Source organism: Brenneria izadpanahii, from assembly GCF_017569925.1.
GTDB classification, from domain to species: domain Bacteria; phylum Pseudomonadota; class Gammaproteobacteria; order Enterobacterales; family Enterobacteriaceae; genus Brenneria; species Brenneria izadpanahii.
The window spans coordinates 1,504,740-1,524,037 of record NZ_CP050854.1; the positions used below are offsets into that span (position 1 = coordinate 1,504,740).

The 19,298-nt window shown below is 52.4% G+C and carries 17 protein-coding genes; 8 read left to right on the forward strand and 9 right to left on the reverse strand.

Translation table 11 applies throughout. The features are described from left to right. Positions 1-200: 200 nt before the first annotated feature. The 4 genes from HC231_RS06685 (at position 201) to HC231_RS06700 (ending at position 5,418) form a co-directional block, all read left to right on the forward strand. Complete coding sequence (locus HC231_RS06685; RefSeq protein WP_208230281.1) at positions 201-2,366, forward strand: ABC transporter permease subunit; 2,166 nt, start codon at positions 201-203, stop codon at positions 2,364-2,366. Next, on the forward strand, positions 2,363-4,015 hold the full coding sequence (gene pstA, locus HC231_RS06690) for a phosphate ABC transporter permease PstA (RefSeq protein WP_208230282.1): 1,653 nt from the start codon (positions 2,363-2,365) through the stop codon (positions 4,013-4,015). The genes HC231_RS06685 and pstA overlap by 4 nt, the downstream gene beginning before the upstream one ends. Positions 4,016-4,039: 24 nt before the next feature. After that, positions 4,040-4,846, forward strand: coding sequence for a phosphate ABC transporter ATP-binding protein PstB (gene pstB, locus HC231_RS06695; RefSeq protein ID WP_208230283.1), 807 nt, complete (start codon positions 4,040-4,042; stop codon positions 4,844-4,846). A gap of 134 nt (positions 4,847-4,980) precedes the next feature. Further along, on the forward strand, positions 4,981-5,418 hold the full coding sequence (locus HC231_RS06700; RefSeq protein ID WP_208230284.1) for a helix-turn-helix domain-containing protein: 438 nt from the start codon (positions 4,981-4,983) through the stop codon (positions 5,416-5,418). A gap of 200 nt (positions 5,419-5,618) precedes the next feature. Here the strand turns inward: HC231_RS06700 and HC231_RS06705 are convergent, their stop codons facing one another. The 6 genes from HC231_RS06705 to ppiB form a co-directional block, all read right to left on the reverse strand. Beyond that, positions 5,619-6,986 (reverse strand): L-serine ammonia-lyase, encoded by a 1,368-nt coding sequence (locus tag HC231_RS06705; RefSeq protein ID WP_208230285.1) that lies wholly within the window; start codon positions 6,984-6,986, stop codon positions 5,619-5,621. A gap of 69 nt (positions 6,987-7,055) precedes the next feature. Beyond that, complete coding sequence (locus HC231_RS06710; RefSeq protein ID WP_208230286.1) at positions 7,056-8,339, reverse strand: HAAAP family serine/threonine permease; 1,284 nt, start codon at positions 8,337-8,339, stop codon at positions 7,056-7,058. A 458-nt stretch (positions 8,340-8,797) separates the two neighbouring features. Then, positions 8,798-9,868 (reverse strand): 5-(carboxyamino)imidazole ribonucleotide synthase, encoded by a 1,071-nt coding sequence (gene purK, locus HC231_RS06715; protein WP_208230287.1) that lies wholly within the window; start codon positions 9,866-9,868, stop codon positions 8,798-8,800. Continuing rightward, positions 9,865-10,374, reverse strand: coding sequence for a 5-(carboxyamino)imidazole ribonucleotide mutase (purE, locus tag HC231_RS06720; RefSeq protein WP_208230288.1), 510 nt, complete (start codon positions 10,372-10,374; stop codon positions 9,865-9,867). Before purE ends, purK begins: the two co-directional genes overlap by 4 nt. Positions 10,375-10,596: 222 nt before the next feature. After that, positions 10,597-11,319 (reverse strand): UDP-2,3-diacylglucosamine diphosphatase, encoded by a 723-nt coding sequence (lpxH, locus tag HC231_RS06725; RefSeq protein WP_208230289.1) that lies wholly within the window; start codon positions 11,317-11,319, stop codon positions 10,597-10,599. A 10-nt stretch (positions 11,320-11,329) separates the two neighbouring features. After that, entirely contained in the window at positions 11,330-11,824 is a 495-nt protein-coding gene (gene ppiB, locus HC231_RS06730) for a peptidylprolyl isomerase B (RefSeq protein WP_208230290.1), read from the reverse strand. Positions 11,825-12,226: 402 nt separating this feature from the next. Between ppiB and HC231_RS06735 the strand changes: the two genes are divergently transcribed. Next, on the forward strand, positions 12,227-12,646 hold the full coding sequence (locus HC231_RS06735; protein ID WP_208230291.1) for a DoxX family protein: 420 nt from the start codon (positions 12,227-12,229) through the stop codon (positions 12,644-12,646). Between the two features lie 232 nt (positions 12,647-12,878). Beyond that, positions 12,879-14,264, forward strand: coding sequence for a cysteine--tRNA ligase (gene cysS, locus HC231_RS06740; RefSeq protein ID WP_208230292.1), 1,386 nt, complete (start codon positions 12,879-12,881; stop codon positions 14,262-14,264). Between the two features lie 185 nt (positions 14,265-14,449). Here the strand turns inward: cysS and ybcJ are convergent, their stop codons facing one another. The 3 genes from ybcJ to HC231_RS06755 all read right to left on the reverse strand — a co-directional run bounded on the left by ybcJ (position 14,450) and on the right by HC231_RS06755 (position 17,005). Beyond that, a complete protein-coding gene (ybcJ, locus tag HC231_RS06745; RefSeq protein WP_208230293.1) occupies positions 14,450-14,662 on the reverse strand; it encodes a ribosome-associated protein YbcJ in 213 nt (70 codons plus the stop codon). Between the two features lie 31 nt (positions 14,663-14,693). Continuing rightward, positions 14,694-15,560, reverse strand: coding sequence for a bifunctional methylenetetrahydrofolate dehydrogenase/methenyltetrahydrofolate cyclohydrolase FolD (folD, locus tag HC231_RS06750; RefSeq protein ID WP_208230294.1), 867 nt, complete (start codon positions 15,558-15,560; stop codon positions 14,694-14,696). A gap of 167 nt (positions 15,561-15,727) precedes the next feature. Beyond that, entirely contained in the window at positions 15,728-17,005 is a 1,278-nt protein-coding gene (locus tag HC231_RS06755) for a DUF1835 domain-containing protein (protein ID WP_208230295.1), read from the reverse strand. Positions 17,006-17,481: 476 nt separating this feature from the next. Between HC231_RS06755 and HC231_RS06760 the strand changes: the two genes are divergently transcribed. Together HC231_RS06760 and HC231_RS06765 are read left to right on the forward strand one after the other, a co-directional pair. Next, positions 17,482-18,516 (forward strand): CAP-Gly protein, encoded by a 1,035-nt coding sequence (locus HC231_RS06760; RefSeq protein WP_208230296.1) that lies wholly within the window; start codon positions 17,482-17,484, stop codon positions 18,514-18,516. A 379-nt stretch (positions 18,517-18,895) separates the two neighbouring features. Further along, positions 18,896-19,222, forward strand: a complete 327-nt coding sequence (locus HC231_RS06765; protein ID WP_208230297.1) for a PTS lactose/cellobiose transporter subunit IIA — start codon at positions 18,896-18,898, stop codon at positions 19,220-19,222. The last annotated feature ends 76 nt before the right edge of the window (positions 19,223-19,298 follow it).

The following is a 19,298-nucleotide window of genomic DNA, read 5'->3' on the forward strand; positions in this document are numbered from 1 at the left end:
ATTTTGACAAGCCGACACCGCTACAACTTGAAAGACGAAGGATATAACAACATTATGGCGCGCTCATGACGATAAAATCCAATACGCAGACAGACTTACCGTTGTCATATTATTAGGGTAAAGGCAACATATGCTACCCCGTTTTATGCGGGATGAACAAATAAAGAAACTCTGACGGATTGAATATCACGGCGAGCGCGATGGAAAACACAGATAACAGATTACAGCACCGGGATCGCCGGCGGGCGTGGATAGATCGTCTGACGCGCCGCGTCGTGGCGGGCAGCGGCTTATTGGTGCTGATCACGCTGTTGTCGATTTTTTTCTATCTGCTGTATGTCGTGACGCCGATTTTTCTTTCCCCCTCCATCAGCGAACAAAAAACGATCCCGATGACCGCCTCGGCTCCCGCTCTGGCCGTGGGGATCGGCGATAACGGGCGGATGGGGTTCCGTATCGACCGGCAAGGCTATGGCGAATTTATCGAACTTGCTTCCGGCCGGACGCTACAGCGTATTCAGCTTGCGCCATCAGTGGATTTATTGGTGGAAAGCCACGGCGACCGGCACATTTATGCGCTCAGCCAGCCAGACGGCCGGATCCGTCTGGTGCAGCCGTTACTGCCGCTGAGCGGCGATTTCGCTCCGCAGTGGCGTTTCCCCTTTGGTGAAAAACCGCTGTCGCTGGGGCAGCCCGCGCAACCGCTGCGTCAACTGGCCGTAGCGGCAATCGCGGAAAAACGCCTGATAGTGGCGGCCGTCACCCAGGATTACCGTCTGGTGGTTAGCGAAGTCGGGGAGGCGGGGATACGGTTAAAAGCGCAGGTTGAACTTCCCGGTAAATCGGCGGATCAGTTGCTGATCGCGCCGGACGGCCGGCAAATTTATCTCCTTGACGGTACGCGGCTCAGCGTGTGGCAAGCGGACGATCGGCTGATACTGCGGGAAAACCGCCGGTTGGCCGAACAAGGCGCGTTGCGCTTGAGCCTGTTGTCCGGCGGACGTTCTCTGCTGGTTCAGTCCGCCGACGGGCAAATCACCCAGTGGTTCGATGTGCCGGCGGAAAACGGCATGCAGTTGACGGCCATTCGCCGATTCCCTCAGATGGCGGACGCGCCGGTATTGTTAGCCAGCGAACCGCAACGGCGGGTATTCGCCACGCTGACGCCGCAGGGCGACCTGTCGCTTTTCGCCAGCAAACAATCAGACGCGCTATTGACTCAAAATATCGCGCCGGATGCCCGGTCGCTGGCATTTTCCCCGCGCGGCCAGACCATGCTGGTCGAAACGGCGGATAGCTGGCGGACGTACAACGTGGATAATCCCTATCCTGATATCGGCTGGCGCGGGCTGTGGCAAAAGCTGTGGTATGAAAATTACCCTGAGCCGGAGTATGTCTGGCAGTCTACGGCCGCCGATGACGGCTATCAGGCCAAATTCAGCATGATGCCGCTGATGCTGGGCACGTTAAAAGCGGCGATGTACGCCATGCTTTTCGCCACGCCGCTGGCGCTGTCTTGCGCCATTTATACGGCCTGTTTCATGTCGCCGGCTCTGCGGCGCTGGATTAAACCGGCGCTGGAGATTATGGGAGCCTTGCCGACGGTGGTCATCGGGTTGATCGCCGCCATCTGGCTGGCGCCGCATTTTGCCGCCTATCTGTCGGCCATCCTGGTCATGCCGGTTTTATGCGCGTTATCCGTGCTCGGCGGCGGCTGGTTGCTGGAATCGCTGCCCGCCGGCTGGCGTAAATTTTTTCCCGCCGGCTGGGATGCGATATTTCTGCTGCCGATCGTCTTATTGACGCTGATTTTCGGCTGCTGGCTGGGGCCGATTCTGGAGATAGGGATATTGGGTCAGCCGTTATATCAATGGATGGGGGATGATTTTGTTCAGCGCAATGCGCTGGTGGCGGGCGTCGCCTTAGGTTTTGCTTTGATCCCGCTGATTTTTTCGCTGGCGGAGGATGCCTTATTCAGCGTTCCTTCCCGTTTAAGCCAGGGATCGCTGGCGTTGGGGGCCACGCCCTGGCAAACCCTGTGGCGCGTGGTGTTGCCTTCAGCCAGCGCCGGGATCTTTGCCGCGCTGATGCTCAGTTTCGGCCGCGCGGTCGGGGAAACCATGATCGTGTTAATGGCGACGGGCAATACGCCGATTATGGATGCGAGATTACTGCAAGGGCTGAGGTCTCTGGCTGCCAATATCGCCATTGAAATGCCGGATGCCGTCATCAATAGCGGCCACTACCGGGTGTTGTTTATGACGGCGCTGGCGTTGTTCGTTTTCACTTTTGTGGTGAATACGCTGGCTGAGTCGATTCGCCGGCGTTTGCGCCGACGCTATCTTGACGAAGGAGAGAACGCGTGAGGCGCTGGTTTCAGTCCGGCAAGCCGTGGGTGTGGCTGACGGCATCATCCATTAGCATCAGTCTGCTGGCGATGATGACGATTTTCGTTCTGTTGGCCGGTCAGGGCATGCGCTACCTGTGGCCGCAACCCGTATGGCTGTTTACGTTAAAACCGGAGGCGGGCGAGCCCCCCGCGCTTATCGGCGAGATTTATGACCGGCAAACGCTGTCATCGCAACAGCTCAGGGATGCCGGCCTGCTGTCGGGGTCGTCGCCGGAAGAAACGGCGACGCGCTACCTGATCAAAACCGGCCAGCGGGAAATCTATGGCCGGAGCTTTCGGACTCTGCTATCCCGTGATGTCGTCGGCCTCAGCAAGCCGGCGGATATTCTGGTGCTGAAGCTGGCGAACAACAGCACGGTTTACGGTTATCTGGCGGGAATGCTGGAGGAGGAGCAGCCGTTGCTGGCCGACGATCTGCCCGGAACATTGTATCGCCGGGTGAAGCAGGTTCAGGCGTTGTCGCAGATGGCGCAGGATATCCGCTTGGGCGAGATGGCGAAAATCAACCAACAGTTTGAGGCATTGCGTCTGGAAGAGAAAAAACGGCGGCAGGCGGATACGCTGGACAGCCGGACCCAGGCGCAAATCAATGCTGAACGAAGCGAATTGCATCGGCATTTTGAGGCGTTGTCTCAGCAATTAACCGAGCTTAACCAGGATATCGATCGCGATAGGGTGCAACTGCGCGATGCGAACGGCGCTCTGCATCTTTTTCCGCTCAAAGACATTGAGCAAGTCTGGTATCCCAATGCGATGAGCCTGAGTCAGAAAATAAAGCATTGGACGCAGCAGGTCAGATACATGCTGGCCCACTATTCTCCCGACAGCAATCATCCCGGACATCTGTTCCCGGCGATTTTCGGCACGGTATTGATGGTGGTGCTGATGTCTATTATCGTCATGCCGCTTGGCGTGATTGCCGCCGTATATCTGCATGAGTATGCCGGTAAAAATATGCTGACGCGCTGGGTAAGGATCGCGGTGGTCAATCTGGCCGGCGTGCCGTCGATCGTCTATGGCGTATTCGGGCTGGGATTTTTCGTTTATCTGGTCGGCGGCACGCTGGATAGGCTTTTTTATGCCGAAGCGCTGCCTAATCCGACATTCGGCACGCCGGGGCTGCTGTGGGCATCGCTGACGCTGGCGTTGCTGACATTGCCGGTGGTGATTGTCGCCACCGAAGAGGGATTATCGCGTATTCCCATGTCGGTGCGTTATGGTTCTCTGGCTTTGGGCGCCACTAAAGCAGAAACCTTATGGCATGTGGTGTTGCCGATGGCTATACCCGCGATGATGACCGGGCTGATCCTGGCCGTCGCGCGGGCGGCCGGGGAAACCGCGCCGCTGATGCTGGTGGGGGTGGTGAAATCGGCGCCGGCGCTGCCGGTTGACGATCTTTTCCCTTATCTTCATCTGGAACGGAAATTTATGCACCTGGGATTTCAGATTTACGATCTGGCCCTCCAGAGTCCGGATGTCGAAGCGGTGCGGCCGCTGGTCTATGTCACGGCTCTGCTGCTGGTATTGATTGTTGTCGGGCTGAATCTTGCGGCGATGGGGATCCGTCACGTACTGCGTGAACGATATCGTACGCTGTCGCTCTGAATTTAGGATGAAGTGGTGGGATTTATGAAGCAGGCGAAGACATTGTCGATTATGGATACTCCCGCGTTCAGCGACGAGCGGGTCGCGCTGGCGGTGGAGCATCTGAATCTGTATTACGGCGTTAAACAGGCGCTGAATGATATTTCCCTGCGTATCGCCAAAAATCAGGTGACCGCGCTGATCGGTCCATCCGGCTGTGGAAAATCGACGCTGCTGCGCTGCTTTAACCGCATGAACGATCTGGTCGATGATTGCCGTACCGAGGGCAATATCTGGCTGAACGGCACGCCGATTACCGATCCGCAGCTGGATGTGGCGGTATTGCGCCGCCGGGTCGGAATGGTGTTTCAGCGTCCGAATCCTTTTCCCAAATCTATTTATGAAAACGTTATTTATGGTCTGAGGCTACAGGGCGTTCGGGATCGGCGTTTACTGGATGAGGCGGTGGAACAGGCTTTGCGTGCCGCGGCATTATGGCATGAAGTGAAAGATCGGCTGGGGGATAACGCGCTGACCCTTTCCAGCGGGCAGCAGCAGCGCCTGGTGATCGCCAGAGCTATCGCCATTAAGCCGGAAGTGCTGTTGCTTGATGAGCCGACCTCCGCGCTGGACCCTATCTCAACGCTGGTTATTGAAGAGTTGATCGGCACGCTGAAGCGGCATTTCACGCTGGTGTTGGTGACGCATAATATGCAGCAGGCGGCGCGCGTCTCCGATTACACGGCATTTATTCATCAGGGCAGATTAATCGAATATAATCAGACGGATGATTTATTTACTTCACCGGCTCAACGGCGAACGGAAGATTATATTACCGGACGATTCGGTTAAAAACGGCGGCAATTGCCGCGCCGTTTTATGTGCTCGATCAATTTAATGAAAACTGTGTGGGAATTGTCCGTGCCATTTGAAAAAGTGATGGTAAAATGTGCGGCACTTAATCGGGCGGGCGAATGGCGGGTAACATGAGATTTAATACCATGAGTGAAGGCGAAATTATTACCGAACTTTGCCGAAGAATAAAAGATGCTCGCATCCAGCAACGTTTATCGCAGGTTGATCTCGCAGAGCGGGCCGGTTTAGGCGTCGCGACGATTAAACGCGCGGAAATGGGCGAATCGATAACGCTCAGCAGTTTATTATGCATTTTGCGTGGACTTAATCGCCTGCATCAATTGGAAGGTATTTTATTTGACGCCGAGGTTGAATCCTTTAATGCCCAGATAAGCGGCGAGAAGAAACATACGCCGCTGCGGATCCGTAAGAAAGCAGCTTCTTTCCCTGCAAAAACAGTCCGTAAGCATGAAGCGATGAAAGAAAAAACGGCCAGCACGGTTGACTGGTATATTTCCGCCGCTGAAAATAATATTGTTTGGTCTTTGCCGGATAACGGAAAAAAATAGTTATATATATCAGCGCGCTTTTGATTTTTTATTATGAATTTCTTATCTGTTTTATTTCCTTTTTACAAGACACCGGTTAATGATTTAATAAAAGCATTAACCGGCGTTTGATAAAACGGCACCTGAATAATCAGATATAAATTTCGTTATCCTGATTCATTTAAATAATTATGAAAAGTTTTTTAAATACTAATTGGTTATTATTCACATAACACGACCTTGATGGCCAATCCCCCCCGCGATGTTTCACGATATTTGGCGTTCATATCCTTACCGGTTTCATACATCGTTTCAATGACCTTATCTAATGAAACGCGCGGTTCGCTGGTGCGGCGCATCGCCATACGGGCCGCGTTAATCGCTTTTACCGACGCGATGGCGTTACGTTCGATGCAGGGAACCTGAACCTGACCGGCGACCGGATCGCATGTCAGCCCCAAATTGTGTTCCATCCCGATTTCCGCTGCGATACAGACCTGTTCCGGGTTGGCGCCAAGTAACTCGGCCAGACCGGCCGCGGCCATCGAACACGCCACGCCGACTTCCCCCTGACAGCCGACTTCGGCGCCGGAAATGGAGGCGTTCATTTTATATAGCAGGCCGATGGCGCCGGCGGCTAAAAAATAGCGCAGATAAGATTCGGGCGTAACGGGCTGGATGAAATGGTCGTAGTAAGCTAATACGGCGGGAATGATGCCGCAGGCGCCGTTGGTCGGCGCGGTGACGACGCGTCCGCCCGCGGCGTTTTCCTCCGCGACCGCCATCGCAAACATATTGACCCAGTCCATCGCGTCCATGGGATCGCTGGAAAATCGATCGTTAATGAATAACAAACGGTGCAGGGCGGAGGCGCGGCGAGGCACTCTCATCGGGCCGGGCAATACGCCTTCGGTGTTCATGCCGCGATGAATGCCATTCTGCATCGTCTGCCAAACCTCGGCGAAATAGTGTTCTATCGCTTCCCGGCCGTGTATCGCTATTTCGTTTTTCATGACGATCGCCGACACTGAAAGACAGTTATCGTGACAATGACGCAGTAACTTTTGCGCCGAGAAGAACGGGTAGGGCGCGCGTTCGGCCTCCACGTTTGTCTTGCCGAAATTCTCCTGATCGACGACGAATCCGCCGCCGATGGAGTAATAGGTTTTGCTGTAAAGCAGCTCCTGATGATTATAGGCGCGGATGATCATGCCGTTTTCATGTAACGGCAGATTTTCCGGTTGAAAACACAGGGCGCTTTCCAACGGGAAACTCACCTCGTACCGGCCATTCAGGAGCGGCAGCTTGCGGGTGTCTTTTACCTGCTGAATAAACGCGGGGATCGCGTCAATGTCGACGCTGTCCGGCAGATTGCCGGCCAGTCCCAACATGATGGCGATATCGGTATGATGACCTTTTCCCGTCAACGACAGCGAACCATAAACATCGACGGCGAGCCTTGTGACCGATGAAATAAGCGATTTACTGACCAGGTCATCCGTGAACATTTTGCCAGCTTTCATCGGGCCAACGGTATGTGAACTGGAAGGGCCGATACCAATTTTGAAAATTTCAAATACGCTGACCATAGCGACTTCCTTTAAAAAACGCCAGTACGGAACTGGCGTTGATATCGATGGCTAATGAGATTGTCTGGATTAACCAAACAGGCTGTAGACGATAGCGGAGATAGCGATCAGCCCCATGATGGTAACGAATACGTTACTGATATGGCCGCTGTATTTTTTCATCGACGGGACTTTATGAATGGCGTACATCGGCATCAGGAACAACAGACAGGCGATGATAGGGCCGCCCAGCGTTTCAATCATGCCCAGAATGCTTGGGTTCAGCGTCGCCACAATCCAGGTGGTGATCAGCATGAACAGGGCGGTGAGCCGGTTCAGTTTGCCGTTGGATATGGTTTTCCCTTTACCGCGCAGCGATTTCACAATCATGCCGTTGAAACCTTCGCTGGCGCCCAGATAGTGGCCCAGGAACGATTTTGAAATGGCGATGGTGGCGATGATCGGCGCCAGGTAGCCCATCATCGGGTTATTAAAGTGGTTGGCCAGATACGAGAGAATGGAGATGTTCTGTACTTTCGCTTCCATCAGCTCGGCGGGAGACAGGCTCAGCACGCAGCTGAACACGAAGAACATTACGGTAATGACCATCATGATATGGCTATAAGAGAGAATGCGGGAGCATTTCTTCTCGGCTTCTTCGCCGTACTCTTTACGCTTGGCGACGGCAAACGAGGAGATAATCGGCGAATGGTTGAATGAGAAAACCATTACCGGGATCGCCAGCCATAATGTCGCCAGTAAACCATTGCCGGTTATGTTATTGGATAAAGAGATATTTTCAAATACGGACGTATTCCAGTGCGGGACTAAATACAGTGCCAGCATCATTAAAACGGCGACAAAAGGATAAACCAGAATGCTCATTGCCTTGACGATCATCGCTTCGCCGAAGCGGACGATAAACATTAATCCCAGAATTAATATTAGCGATAACAGCGCTCTTGGCGGTGAGGGCAAATGCATTTGGTGAGTAATAAAACTATCCACCGTATTGGTAATCGCCACGCTGTAAACCAACAAGATGGGATAAATTGCGAAAAAATAGAGCAGAGTGATTAATTTACCAGCGCCAACGCCGAAATGTTCTTCAACGACTTCGGTGATATCTTCGCCGCCTTTTTTACCTGATAATACAAAACGGCATAATGCGCGGTGGGAATAATAGGTCATTGGGAAAGCAATAATGGCCATAATTATTAATGGGATAAGACCGCCAATGCCCGCATTTATCGGTAAAAATAATACACCAGCGCCAATGGCCGTGCCATATAGGCCTAACATCCAGACTGTATCGCTTTTACGCCAGCCCGAGGCTCGCTCTAATACCTGGCTGCTATCTTGGATTGTGCTCATGCTAGTTTCTCCTTAGTGAACACAGTGTATAAAAAATACAGTACCGGCAAGTTGCCGTTACAGGGATAAAAAATGAACAGGACATGTAAATATGTCGATGGGGCATACTGTTTTGTGGCCGCATTCTATATCGCGACGCTCGGTAAATAATATTGAGGCGATCACACAAATGAATTAATAACTATTATTTTGATGAGTTTTGTAAAAATTTAAAATATCAATAATGATACTTTAAATTTATTATTTTTAATGGCTCTTTCATGATGCGTTAATTAGTGTTGAAAGGATGAAAAATAGCCAAAATATTAATGGGCAGAAAGTAAGCTGAAATAAATAGTAAACTCAAATTTAGAGATGTCACGCTGAAAGTCACTTTTTTTATACGGCGGATTATTAAAACTACCGGGGCCGGTCAGGCATACGCCATCGTATGCCTGACCAAGATAATGTCCGGTCGGTTAGGCCGATAACTTCTTCTGCGCCCAGATTAAGCCGGGTTGGTATTCATCCGTCAGCATTGCCGCCAGCGACCGTAACGTTTGCCGTAGCTGAGCGCTATCCTGCGCCTGTAAATTCAGATGTCCAACCTTGCGTCCGGGACGCACCTCTTTTTCATACCAGTGCAGGCGCACCAGCGGCAGAGACAGCCAGTCGATGTTGACCTCCGTCCCGATCAGGTTGACCATCACCGACGTGGCATCCACCGCGGGAGCCGGCATTGGCAGATCCAATATTGCCCGCAGATGTAGTTCGAACTGGCTGATAGAAGCGCCATTCTGCGTCCAGTGCCCGCTGTTGTGCACGCGTGGCGCGAGTTCATTAATCAGCAGACGATCGCCGACAATGAAGCACTCCATCGCCATTACGCCAACGTAGCCCAGTTCATTCATAATGGCCGACAGCATTTGTTCCGCCTGCTGTTGCAACTGCGGAGCCGGATGCGGCAAAGCGACGCTGGCGCGCAGGATCCCGTCTTGATGCAGATTATGCGTCAGAGGATAGAATACGCAGTCGCCGTGGACGTTGCGCGCGCCAACCAGCGATACTTCGCCGGAGAAATTGATGCCTTGTTCGACAATGCATTCGCCGTAGCAGTCCGCGGGAAGCGTATGCTGCTCGCCGTCGCGCAGACGCCATTGTCCCCGGCCGTCGTAACCGCCGACGCGGCGTTTGACGATGGCAAGTTCGCCAAGCCGGGAAAAAATCTGCGGCCACTCGTTGGCATCGGCAAGTAATTGCCAGGGCGCGGTAGCCAGATTCAGGGAATCCAGCAGCTGTTTTTGCGTGAGACGATCGGCCAGACGCGGGAAAATATCACGATTGACGAATGCGGTATGCTGCGCCAGCTCGCGCGTCAGCGCGGTTTCCGGCCAGCGTTCAATTTCCGCGGTAATCACGCTGTTCTGGAACGGGACCGATTCCGGTTCCGCATTCAGCCCGACGGGATAAACCGCAATACCCAGGGGTTCTCCGGCCTGGCGCAACATTCTTCCCAACTGGCCGTCGCCTAAAACGCAAATCGGTTTCATGCGTCCTCCCGCGGATCAGGATGAGAAAGCACTTCGTCAGTCTGGCTTTGCCGCCACGCAGCCAAACGGGCGGCGAGCGCGCGATCGTGCAACGCCAGGATCTGCGCCGCCAGCAGCGCCGCGTTGGCGGCGCCGGCTTTACCGATGGCCAGCGTGCCGACCGGAACGCCGCGCGGCATTTGCACAATGGAGTACAGGCTGTCAACGCCGCTTAACGCAGCGCTTTGTACCGGCACGCCCAATACCGGAACCAGCGTTTTGGCCGCCAGCATGCCGGGTAGATGCGCCGCGCCCCCCGCGCCCGCAATAATCACGTCAAAACCGTTCTGTGCGGCCTGTTCTGCGAAACTGAATAGTTTATCGGGCGTCCGGTGAGCGGAGACGATCTCTACATGAAAAGGGATATTCAGCGTGGTGAGGATTTCCGCAGCAAACTGCATGGTGGCCCAGTCACTCTTTGAACCCATGACGATGGCGATTTTTGCCGGGGCAACGTTGGATGACATGCCTGTAAAGCTCCTGTGATTTACATGATGGTGACGTCGATGGTGGCGCGTCGGCCGGATATTCCCTGGCGCCCGTCCCGACGTTAAATATCAGACGAATGACGTTGGCTGCCAACAGGGGCCGGCTTTGAGGGCGTAGAGCATATCACGACCTTATGGTGAGGAAAACGGTTGCGTCGATTGGAAAAACGAATCATGCGCTAAAATAACCGGGGAAAATGGCTAGAATGGAAATGAAATCAGTTCGATATCCTGGGCGGTCACTTTTATCATCGATCCTTCATGATGCCAGGCTCCCAGCACCGCGCGCCGCGCGCTGAAGCCATCGCTGACGATTTGATGAATGGCCGGACGATGGGTATGTCCATGGATCATGGTGTTGACCTGATAGTGCCGCAAACGCGCGATGACCTGTTCAGGATTGACATCCATAATGCGTATTGATTTATGCTGGTTAGCCTGCTGACTGGCTGAACGCATGCTTGCGGCGATTCTGAGCCGGATAGCCAGCGGTAAAAGAAGGAAAAGGCGCTGGATCATTGGGTTGTGAACCCGGCGGCGGAATTTCTGATAGGCGAGATCGTCAGTACATAGCGTATCGCCATGCAAAATCAGTATTCGCTGGCCGTACAGGTCGAGAACCTTCTCTTCGGGAAGCAGCGTGAGGCCGCTTTGTTTGGCGAAGCGCCGGCCGAGCAGAAAGTCGCGGTTACCGTGTATGAAATAACAGGGAACGCCTTGCTGATGTAGCTTCAGCAGGGCATTGGCGATGGTCGTATGCAGTGGTTGCGGGTCGTCGTCGCCGATCCAGGCGTCGAACAGATCGCCCAGAATATATAGCGCGTCCGCATGCACGGCTTCATGGCGCAGAAAACGCAGAAAACCGGCGGTAATCGCCGGTTCATGAATATTTAAGTGCAGGTCGGCAATAAAGAGTGTCGCCATGCGACTGCAATTATTCGCTAACGGTTACGGAGTTGATCACGACGTCTTCTTTAGGCACATCCTGATGCATACCGCTGCGGCCCGTAGCCACGCCTTTGATTTTATCCACGACGTCCATGCCTTCGACGACTTCGGCGAATACGCAGTAGCCCCAGCCGTCGGCGCGTTCGGAACGGAAGTTCAGGAAATCATTATCCACAACGTTAATGAAGAACTGCGCGGTGGCGGAATGCGGATCGTTAGTGCGAGCCATGGCCAGCGTGCCGCGGGTATTTTTCAAGCCATTGTTGGCTTCATTCTTAATTGCAGCTTTGGTCGCTTTCTGCTGCATACCCGGTGCAAAACCGCCGCCCTGGATCATAAAACCATTGATAACACGGTGGAAAATAGTGTTGTCGTAGAAGCCGCTGCGGCAGTAATCCAGGAAGTTTTCTACGGTAACCGGCGCTTTGTCTGCGAAAGTGTTGATGACGATATCACCATGGTTTGTATGAAACGTGATCATAATAATGAATCCTACATAGGCGTAATAATAGTAATGAGGAACGATGCTCACAGAATGCATGAACAATCAAGAGCGCACTTATAACATAACTGGCCTGCTGAGTCAGTATGCGGCGTAGCTTTCAAGCCGCTCTTCTAATTATCCGGCGTGGCCGGATCGCCGGGTGAAATTTATCGGCGCGCCGAAGGAATGAGATGCCGTGAAATCGCGGCGATTAGCGAGGAAAAGCTAATATTCAAATAAACTGATTATATATCATAAAGTTATATTGTTTATTCGAATGACATTTTTATTGCACCGGATCACTATTTTCCATAATTAGCTTGTTCTTTCGTTGTAAGCAGGATTAGTCTGAGAAGGATTCTTATTACCCTGAATTATCACTAAATAGATAGGTGAATTATGCTGGACAGTATCAATCGAGTATTCGATAAGCCGGATTTCGGAAAGCTGTTACTTCGTTTGTCTTTTAGCATTTTAATGTTGTTTCACGGCTGGCATAAGGTACATGGCGGCATTGGCGGCGTAGAGAGCATGCTGACGGCCGCCGGAATTCCCGCTTTCGTCGGTTACGGCGTCTACATTGGCGAAGTTATTACGCCGGTGCTGATGATCCTGGGGATTTTTACCCGTCCCGCCGCGCTGATTTTCTCTTTAACGATGGTGGCGGCCACATATCTGTCAACACCGAATTTATTCTTATTGACTAAAACCGGCGCATGGATCGCCGAACCGGCAGCGGTATTCTTCTTCGCCGGTCTGGCCATCGCTTTCCTGGGCAGCGGTAAATATTCCGTGATGTCCAACCCTCGCTGGCGCTGATCGCGTTTTTTTTCAAATTATTGCGGTTTCGTTCCAGGCCCGGATAATACCGGGCCTCTTTATGCTTATTCCTTATCGATTATCCGCTTATTCCGCCGACGCAGTCTTGCAATAGCGCAGGGTTCAGGTTTCAATACGCCGTTAGGGGTGCAAAACCCCAAGTAAATCGATGTTGCTCACGCATACAGCGAACAATGATTCACCTATCCTGCGAATACCATGGAATGCCCTGATGCTAAAGATTTTTAATACGCTGAGTCGCCAAAAAGAGGAATTCAAACCTATCCACGCTGGTCATGTGGGGATGTATGTGTGCGGCATTACCGTTTATGACCTGTGTCATATTGGCCACGGGCGTACTTTTGTGGCGTTTGACGTGGTGGCGCGCTACTTACGGTATTTAGGATATTCGCTGAAATACGTGCGCAATGTGACTGATATTGACGATAAAATTATCAAACGTGCGGCGGAAAATGGTGAAACCTGCGAGCGGCTGACCACCCGGATGATTGCGGAAATGCACGCCGATTTTGATGCATTGAATATTCTGCGCCCGGATGTCGAGCCGCGCGCTACGCATCATATCGCGGAGATCATCGAACTGGTTGAAAAACTGGTTGAACGCCGCCATGCCTACGTCGCTGCTAACGGCGACGTTATGTTTTCCGTTGATACCGCTCCGGGTTATGGCGTGTTGTCCCGTCAGGATCTTAACCAACTGCAGGCCGGCGCCCGGGTAGAGATTACGGAAGTTAAGCGTAATCCAATGGACTTCGTTTTGTGGAAGATGTCCAAGCCCGGCGAACCGCACTGGTCTTCTCCGTGGGGCGAGGGGCGTCCTGGCTGGCATATCGAATGTTCCGCGATGAACTGCAGGCAGTTGGGCGAGCATTTTGATATTCACGGCGGTGGTTCGGATCTGATGTTCCCGCACCATGAAAATGAAATCGCCCAATCCACCTGCGCCCATGACGGCCCATATGTGAACTATTGGATGCACTCCGGCATGGTGATGGTCGATCGGGAAAAAATGTCGAAGTCCCTCAATAACTTCTTCACCGTGCGGGATGTTCTGGCGTATTACGATCCGGAAACGGTGCGTTATTTCCTGATGTCGGGCCACTATCGCAGCCAGCTTAACTACAGTGAAGAAAATCTCAAACAGGCCCGGTCGGCGCTGGAACGTTTATACACCGCGCTGCGCGGTACGGACGGCAGCGTGGAAGCGAAAGGCGGGGAAGCGTTTGAAGCCCGTTTCCGTGAGGCGATGGACGATGATTTCAATACCCCGGAAGCCTATTCCGTGCTGTTCGACATGGCGCGTGAGGTTAATCGCCTGAAGTCGGAAGATCCGCATGCGGCTAACCAACTGGCGGCGGCGCTGCGTAATCTGGCGAAAGTGCTTGGTTTGCTGGAGCAGGATCCCGAATTGTTCCTGCAAAGCGGAGCGCAGGCGGACGATGACGACGTCAAAGAGATCGAAAGGCTGATTAAACAGCGTAAAGACGCCCGTCAGGCAAAAGATTGGGCGTTGGCGGATGACGCGCGCGATCGGCTCAATGAGATGGGCATTATTCTGGAAGATGGACCGCAGGGAACAACCTGGCGCCGTAAGTGATTTTCCTATTTCCGAACCTTGGCTTCGCCGCGCCCGCTCAGGCGGGCATCTCAAACAACGGCGGACGGTAAGCCCCGGCCTGCGCGGCGTGCCTCTGTACGGCCAGGGCGGAATTGCGGAATATATAGCGCATAACGCCGCTCCCCCGCTGCGGCGGGGATTCAACGTTATGCTTTAGCATCTTATCAGGCGATAACTTCCACCGTCGCGCCGTCAAATTGCACTTTCTGTCCGGCAACGATTTTGCAGCGCTTGCGCGTTTCTTTTTGCCCGTCAACGATGACCGCTCCCGCGGCGATAGCCATTTTGGCGGCTGCGCCGCTTTCACTCCAGCCCAGCAGCTTTAATAAATCGCACAGTTCGACGTGCGGATGATTGTCGAGATGAAAAGTTTCCATAATATCCTGATTTTTATACTTTGAACGTCGCTTACTGCGTAACGCTGTCGTGATATTCCTCGCAAGCCTGCAAGGTGTTTTGAATCAAGGTCGCCACCGTCATCGGTCCTACGCCGCCTGGTACCGGGCTGATATAAGAGGCTCTTTCCTGAGCGGTTTCGAATTCCACGTCGCCGACGACTTTGCCGTTATCCAGGCGATTGATGCCGACATCGATCACAATCGCGCCCGGCTTGATCCATTCACCGGGAATAAAACCGGGTTTACCCACGGCCACGACTAACAGATCGGCGTGTTCAATGTGGTGACGCAGGTTTTTGGTGAAACGGTGGGTAACGGTGGTGGTGCAGCCAGCCAGCAGCAGTTCCAGACTCATGGGCCGGCCGACGATATTGGATGCGCCGACAACCACGGCATTCAAACCAAAGGTATCAATATCATAGCGTTCCAGCAGCGTGACGATCCCACGCGGCGTGCAGGCGCGTAAACGCGGCGCGCGCTGACAAAGACGTCCGACATTATACGGGTGGAATCCATCGACATCTTTATCGGGAGAGATGCGTTCAATCACTTTGGTGTTATCAATGCCGTCAGGCAGAGGAAGCTGAACCAGAATTCCGTCAATCGTGTTATCCGCATTGAGCTGGTCAATAAGGCCTAATAGCTCAGACTCTGTTGTGGTGGCGGGTAAGTCATAAGAACGTGAGATGAAACCGACTTCTTCGCAGACTTTGCGTTTGCTGGCGACATAAATCTGTGATGCGGGATTCTCACCGACCAGGATAACTGCCAGACCCGGCGCTCGTTTCCCTTCTGCCAAACGTTGTTTTACCCGTGCAGCGACTTCGTCTTTGACCTGCTGCGCAATCGTTTTACCATCAATAATCTTTGCTGCCATCTGAGATGAGATCCATCAATTTTAAATACGGAGGGAGTGGCGCTATTTTGTCAGAAGCTGGGCGTGCTGTCAGGCATTGCGTAAATATAATCATAAGAATGGCGGCAAATCAGCCGGTTATCTTTCGTATTGCATAAAGTCCGTCTATCTTGCCGCCATGACATAAGCTATGCGGTCAGCACCAGCAGCTGCCGTTGCGAATGCCAGCGCCAGCAGGGGCGGCTGCCATCAATACGCACTCCGCCAAGCCAGCGGACGGCAGGATGGCACCGCATCCAATCCAGGCGGTTCGCCAGCAGAGCTTGGCCAACCGGCGTCAGAGATAGGATATTTGACGCCGTATCCAGAGAGAGCGCCGGTTTCGGCGCCAGCCGCAGGCCGTCGATAATCTCATCCAGCATGATATCCCCCAGCCAGGGCAGCGGTTCATACTGTTCCATCAGCCGATGAAAGATCTGCTTATTGGTACTGGGACGTTCAGACAAGCAGCGCAGCACCAACTGTTCGGTCAAGCCTAATCCATTGCTTGCACAGGGAAATTCCTGACAATGGCGCCGCAGCGCCTGGGGAAAAAAGGGAAGGTCGTCCGCGGCGGTGTCGGCCAAAGACAGCAGCGGCGCGGGATTGTCTGAACGAAGTTGCTCCCAGAGTTGATAACCCTTGCGGCATTGTCGATCGGTAACGGGCTGGCGCGCCTGCCACAACAACAGCAAAGCCTCTGCGGGCAGTTGTCCGAGCCCGAGAAAGCGGCGGCTGCCCGGATAGCGATCGACAGTGACCATCTCAAGCCGCGGGGCGGGGTGGGTGTGGAAGTGGGCCAGACAGCGAGCCAGAATCAATTGATCGTAGCTGTCATGTTCAAACCACAACACTATGCGTTGGTAGTGATTGACCGCGGATAGCAGCGTACGTTCTTCCTGTTCGCGCTGTTGTAGAAGCTGTTGCAGGCCGACCCCCATGCGGGAAGCATAGTGCGTGGCGAGAAATTCCACGCGTTTTTGCAGCCAGTCATCACCGGCAAGCACCGGACCCTGGCAAAACGGATCGCTATAGGCCAGATAGTCGCCTTTGAAACCCGCCAGTTGAAGAGCATGCTGAATGTCGGAACCGCAGCGGATATGTAAGGTGGAAAACGCGCGATCCGGCGCATGACGCCGTGTATTAATCGCCGATTTCGCCTGTTCCATCGCTTCTACATGCGCTTTCAGTTTCGGCCAGCTTGGCAATCCCAACTCTTGGGCGATGATCCATTGCGCATCGCTCAGTTGTCCATACTCCTGGACCAACTGTGCCGGCGTTAGGTCTGGATGGTAGCGTTGAAAACGGGCGATAGCGTCAGGCTGAGATTGCCGGATTGCGTTACGTAACGTTTTTGCGCGTTTACGCTGTTGTTCAAGGTTAATGCGAAATGGCGAGGAATATACAGCAGGCTGGGATGTTGTCATCGTTGCGCCCCTTTTCTAAGGTCTGCGTCCGCCAATCAGACAGAAAAGGGAAAGCCATAAGGCATACCGTTTCATCGATCATGGGCGCAGCCCTTTCCGCGGACGAGGAGGCGTTGATCACGCGGCGCCATGTTAGCAAGGCCGTCCGCCATTTTCAATGGCTGGCATGACGTTAAACGGCCCTAGTCCGACATTGTTATTTGAAAGTTTAATAAATTAATCTAATCATTATTAGATTTTTTTATTAGTAATGATTACTGTTTATGGTGTGAGTAAATGCCCGTATTATAACGAGGCGTGACTTGGTCATTGAAATATAATTGTATGTATTATCATATATTGTTGTTTATTTTTTTATCTTTTTTACTCATCCCTTGTTCTTTTTAAATAACGACTATACTTCACTTGTTTTAATGTTTTGTTGTTCCATAACATGCTTATTGCTTAAGCAATGTGGCATATAAAGGAGTTGGGGTATGAGCGTTACGAATGAGCTGCAGGTGGCAAAAAAAATATCATGGGGGAGCATTATCGGCGGTGTCGTAACGGTATTAGCGGTTTCGTTATTACTGTCTACGCTTGGCACCAGTCTGGGGTTTTCGGTTGTTGACCCGCTATCCGATGAACCGGTTAACGGGGTTGGCACCACCGTTCTGATTTGGTCCGCCATTTCCATCATCATCAGCCTGGCCGTAGGGGCGTTTATCGCCGGCCGACTGGCCGCAATGGATGGTTTAATTCATGGCTTTCTTGTCTGGGCGACGGCGCTTATTGTTGCCGCCGTTCTCGGCAGCGCCCTGTTGGGCGGCGCGATGAAAGCGACGGGTAATGCCTTGGGTTCGGTGGCGTCCTTAACCGGGAATGTCATCTCTGGGGCGGGCTCTGCCGTAGGCGGCGGTCTACAGGGGATCGCCAATATGGGCGGAAGAGCGTTTGATAACCTCAACCTGGACACGACGTTGCAACCTGAAGCGATGAGCAACGAAGTAGCGGCCGCGCTACGCAAAAGCAATATTGCATCGTTGCAGCCGGAATTTATACAAACACAATTAGAAGGAGCCAAGGCGGAAATTGGCGAAGCGGTAAAAGCGATCGCAATCAACCCAAAAAGCAGCGACGAGATTATTCAGACTCTGACCGACAAACTGAAAAAACGTGGCGAAGCATTATCGCAAGATGTCGATCGTAATAGCCTGACCAAGGCGTTGTCCGAAAACACTTCCATGACGCAAGAAGAGGTTAATAAAACCGTCGATAACCTGATTGAAGCCAAGAACAAGACTGTCCAGGTGGCTAATCAACGGTTGAATGCTATTGAGGCCAATATCGAACAGGCGAAACAGCAATATGCCGAGCTGAAACAGCAGGCCCGTGAGGAAGCCGCCGCCGCCGCTTCAGTATTGGCTCATGCGGCGCTGTGGTCATTCTTTGCTTTGCTGATCGGTGCGATTGTCAGCGCGCTGGCGGGGCTGTGGGGGGTTAAAACCTGCAACCGGCACATTTCCAACTGATATTAACGGCTAGTTAACAACGCAAACAGGGCGCCGCAATGTTTTTATGTAAACAGGCGGTGCCTTTCTATTGGGGAAGGCGTTGCCGTCCTGCGTGTTTTCCCTGATATCAAATTAAATGCACTATACTGACATTAAGATTTTATCGCCCAATATTCAGCAGCCTGAACAGCGGTGAATACGGATGTTTTACTGTGAGCGTGTTCCGTTTGTTCCTATATATTCCGGCTTTCTTGATTTTTCCTATCGCGTTTTTCGGTATTCCTCATTTATCTCATTAATTTTATTGAGATTATGACTGACCGATAAATAAAAAGGTGAAATAGCAGCGATTTTTACTTCAGGAAACGACCAAATAAATAAACCGGAGGTAACGAAAATGGATATAGAAACACGGATGATTGAGCTGATCGTTAAGTCTGGTGAAGCCCGCTCCTGTTCCATGGAGGCGTTACGCGCCTCCAGTAAAGGGGAATGGGAGCAGGTAAACCAACTATTAAAGATGGCGACAATCGCTATTCGCAAGGCGCAGGCGATCCAGACGGAATTTATTGGCGGTAATGGCAATAATGGAAAAATCAATTTTGACCTCATCATCGTACATGCGCAGGATCACCTGATGAATGCAACATTGTGTCGTGAGTTGGCGGAAGAGATCATTGCTCTCAGAAAAGAGTTGCATGCAGCGAAGAACAATAATAGTTAACGTATTATCACGCTGATTTTTATATTAATTTATATATTCTGAATACGCCGTAAAAATTTATAGCGCAATTTAAATA

Bases quoted from the DNA above. Each gene is read 5' to 3' on its own strand.
- HC231_RS06710 (WP_208230286.1), bottom strand. From the start codon at position 8,339: ATGAGCACAATCCAAGATAGCAGCCAGGTATTAGAGCGAGCCTCGGGC.
- ybcJ (WP_208230293.1), bottom strand. From the start codon at position 14,662: ATGGAAACTTTTCATCTCGACAATCATCCGCACGTCGAACTGTGCGAT.
- HC231_RS06755 (WP_208230295.1), bottom strand. From the start codon at position 17,005: ATGACAACATCCCAGCCTGCTGTATATTCCTCGCCATTTCGCATTAAC.
- folD (WP_208230294.1), bottom strand. From the start codon at position 15,560: ATGGCAGCAAAGATTATTGATGGTAAAACGATTGCGCAGCAGGTCAAA.
- pstB (WP_208230283.1), top strand. From the start codon at position 4,040: ATGAAGCAGGCGAAGACATTGTCGATTATGGATACTCCCGCGTTCAGC.
- HC231_RS06765 (WP_208230297.1), top strand. From the start codon at position 18,896: ATGGATATAGAAACACGGATGATTGAGCTGATCGTTAAGTCTGGTGAA.
- HC231_RS06705 (WP_208230285.1), bottom strand. From the start codon at position 6,986: ATGGTCAGCGTATTTGAAATTTTCAAAATTGGTATCGGCCCTTCCAGT.
- purE (WP_208230288.1), bottom strand. From the start codon at position 10,374: ATGTCATCCAACGTTGCCCCGGCAAAAATCGCCATCGTCATGGGTTCA.
- HC231_RS06760 (WP_208230296.1), top strand. From the start codon at position 17,482: ATGAGCGTTACGAATGAGCTGCAGGTGGCAAAAAAAATATCATGGGGG.
- HC231_RS06685 (WP_208230281.1), top strand. From the start codon at position 201: ATGGAAAACACAGATAACAGATTACAGCACCGGGATCGCCGGCGGGCG.
- ppiB (WP_208230290.1), bottom strand. From the start codon at position 11,824: ATGATCACGTTTCATACAAACCATGGTGATATCGTCATCAACACTTTC.
- HC231_RS06700 (WP_208230284.1), top strand. From the start codon at position 4,981: ATGAGATTTAATACCATGAGTGAAGGCGAAATTATTACCGAACTTTGC.
- cysS (WP_208230292.1), top strand. From the start codon at position 12,879: ATGCTAAAGATTTTTAATACGCTGAGTCGCCAAAAAGAGGAATTCAAA.
- HC231_RS06735 (WP_208230291.1), top strand. From the start codon at position 12,227: ATGCTGGACAGTATCAATCGAGTATTCGATAAGCCGGATTTCGGAAAG.
- lpxH (WP_208230289.1), bottom strand. From the start codon at position 11,319: ATGGCGACACTCTTTATTGCCGACCTGCACTTAAATATTCATGAACCG.
- purK (WP_208230287.1), bottom strand. From the start codon at position 9,868: ATGAAACCGATTTGCGTTTTAGGCGACGGCCAGTTGGGAAGAATGTTG.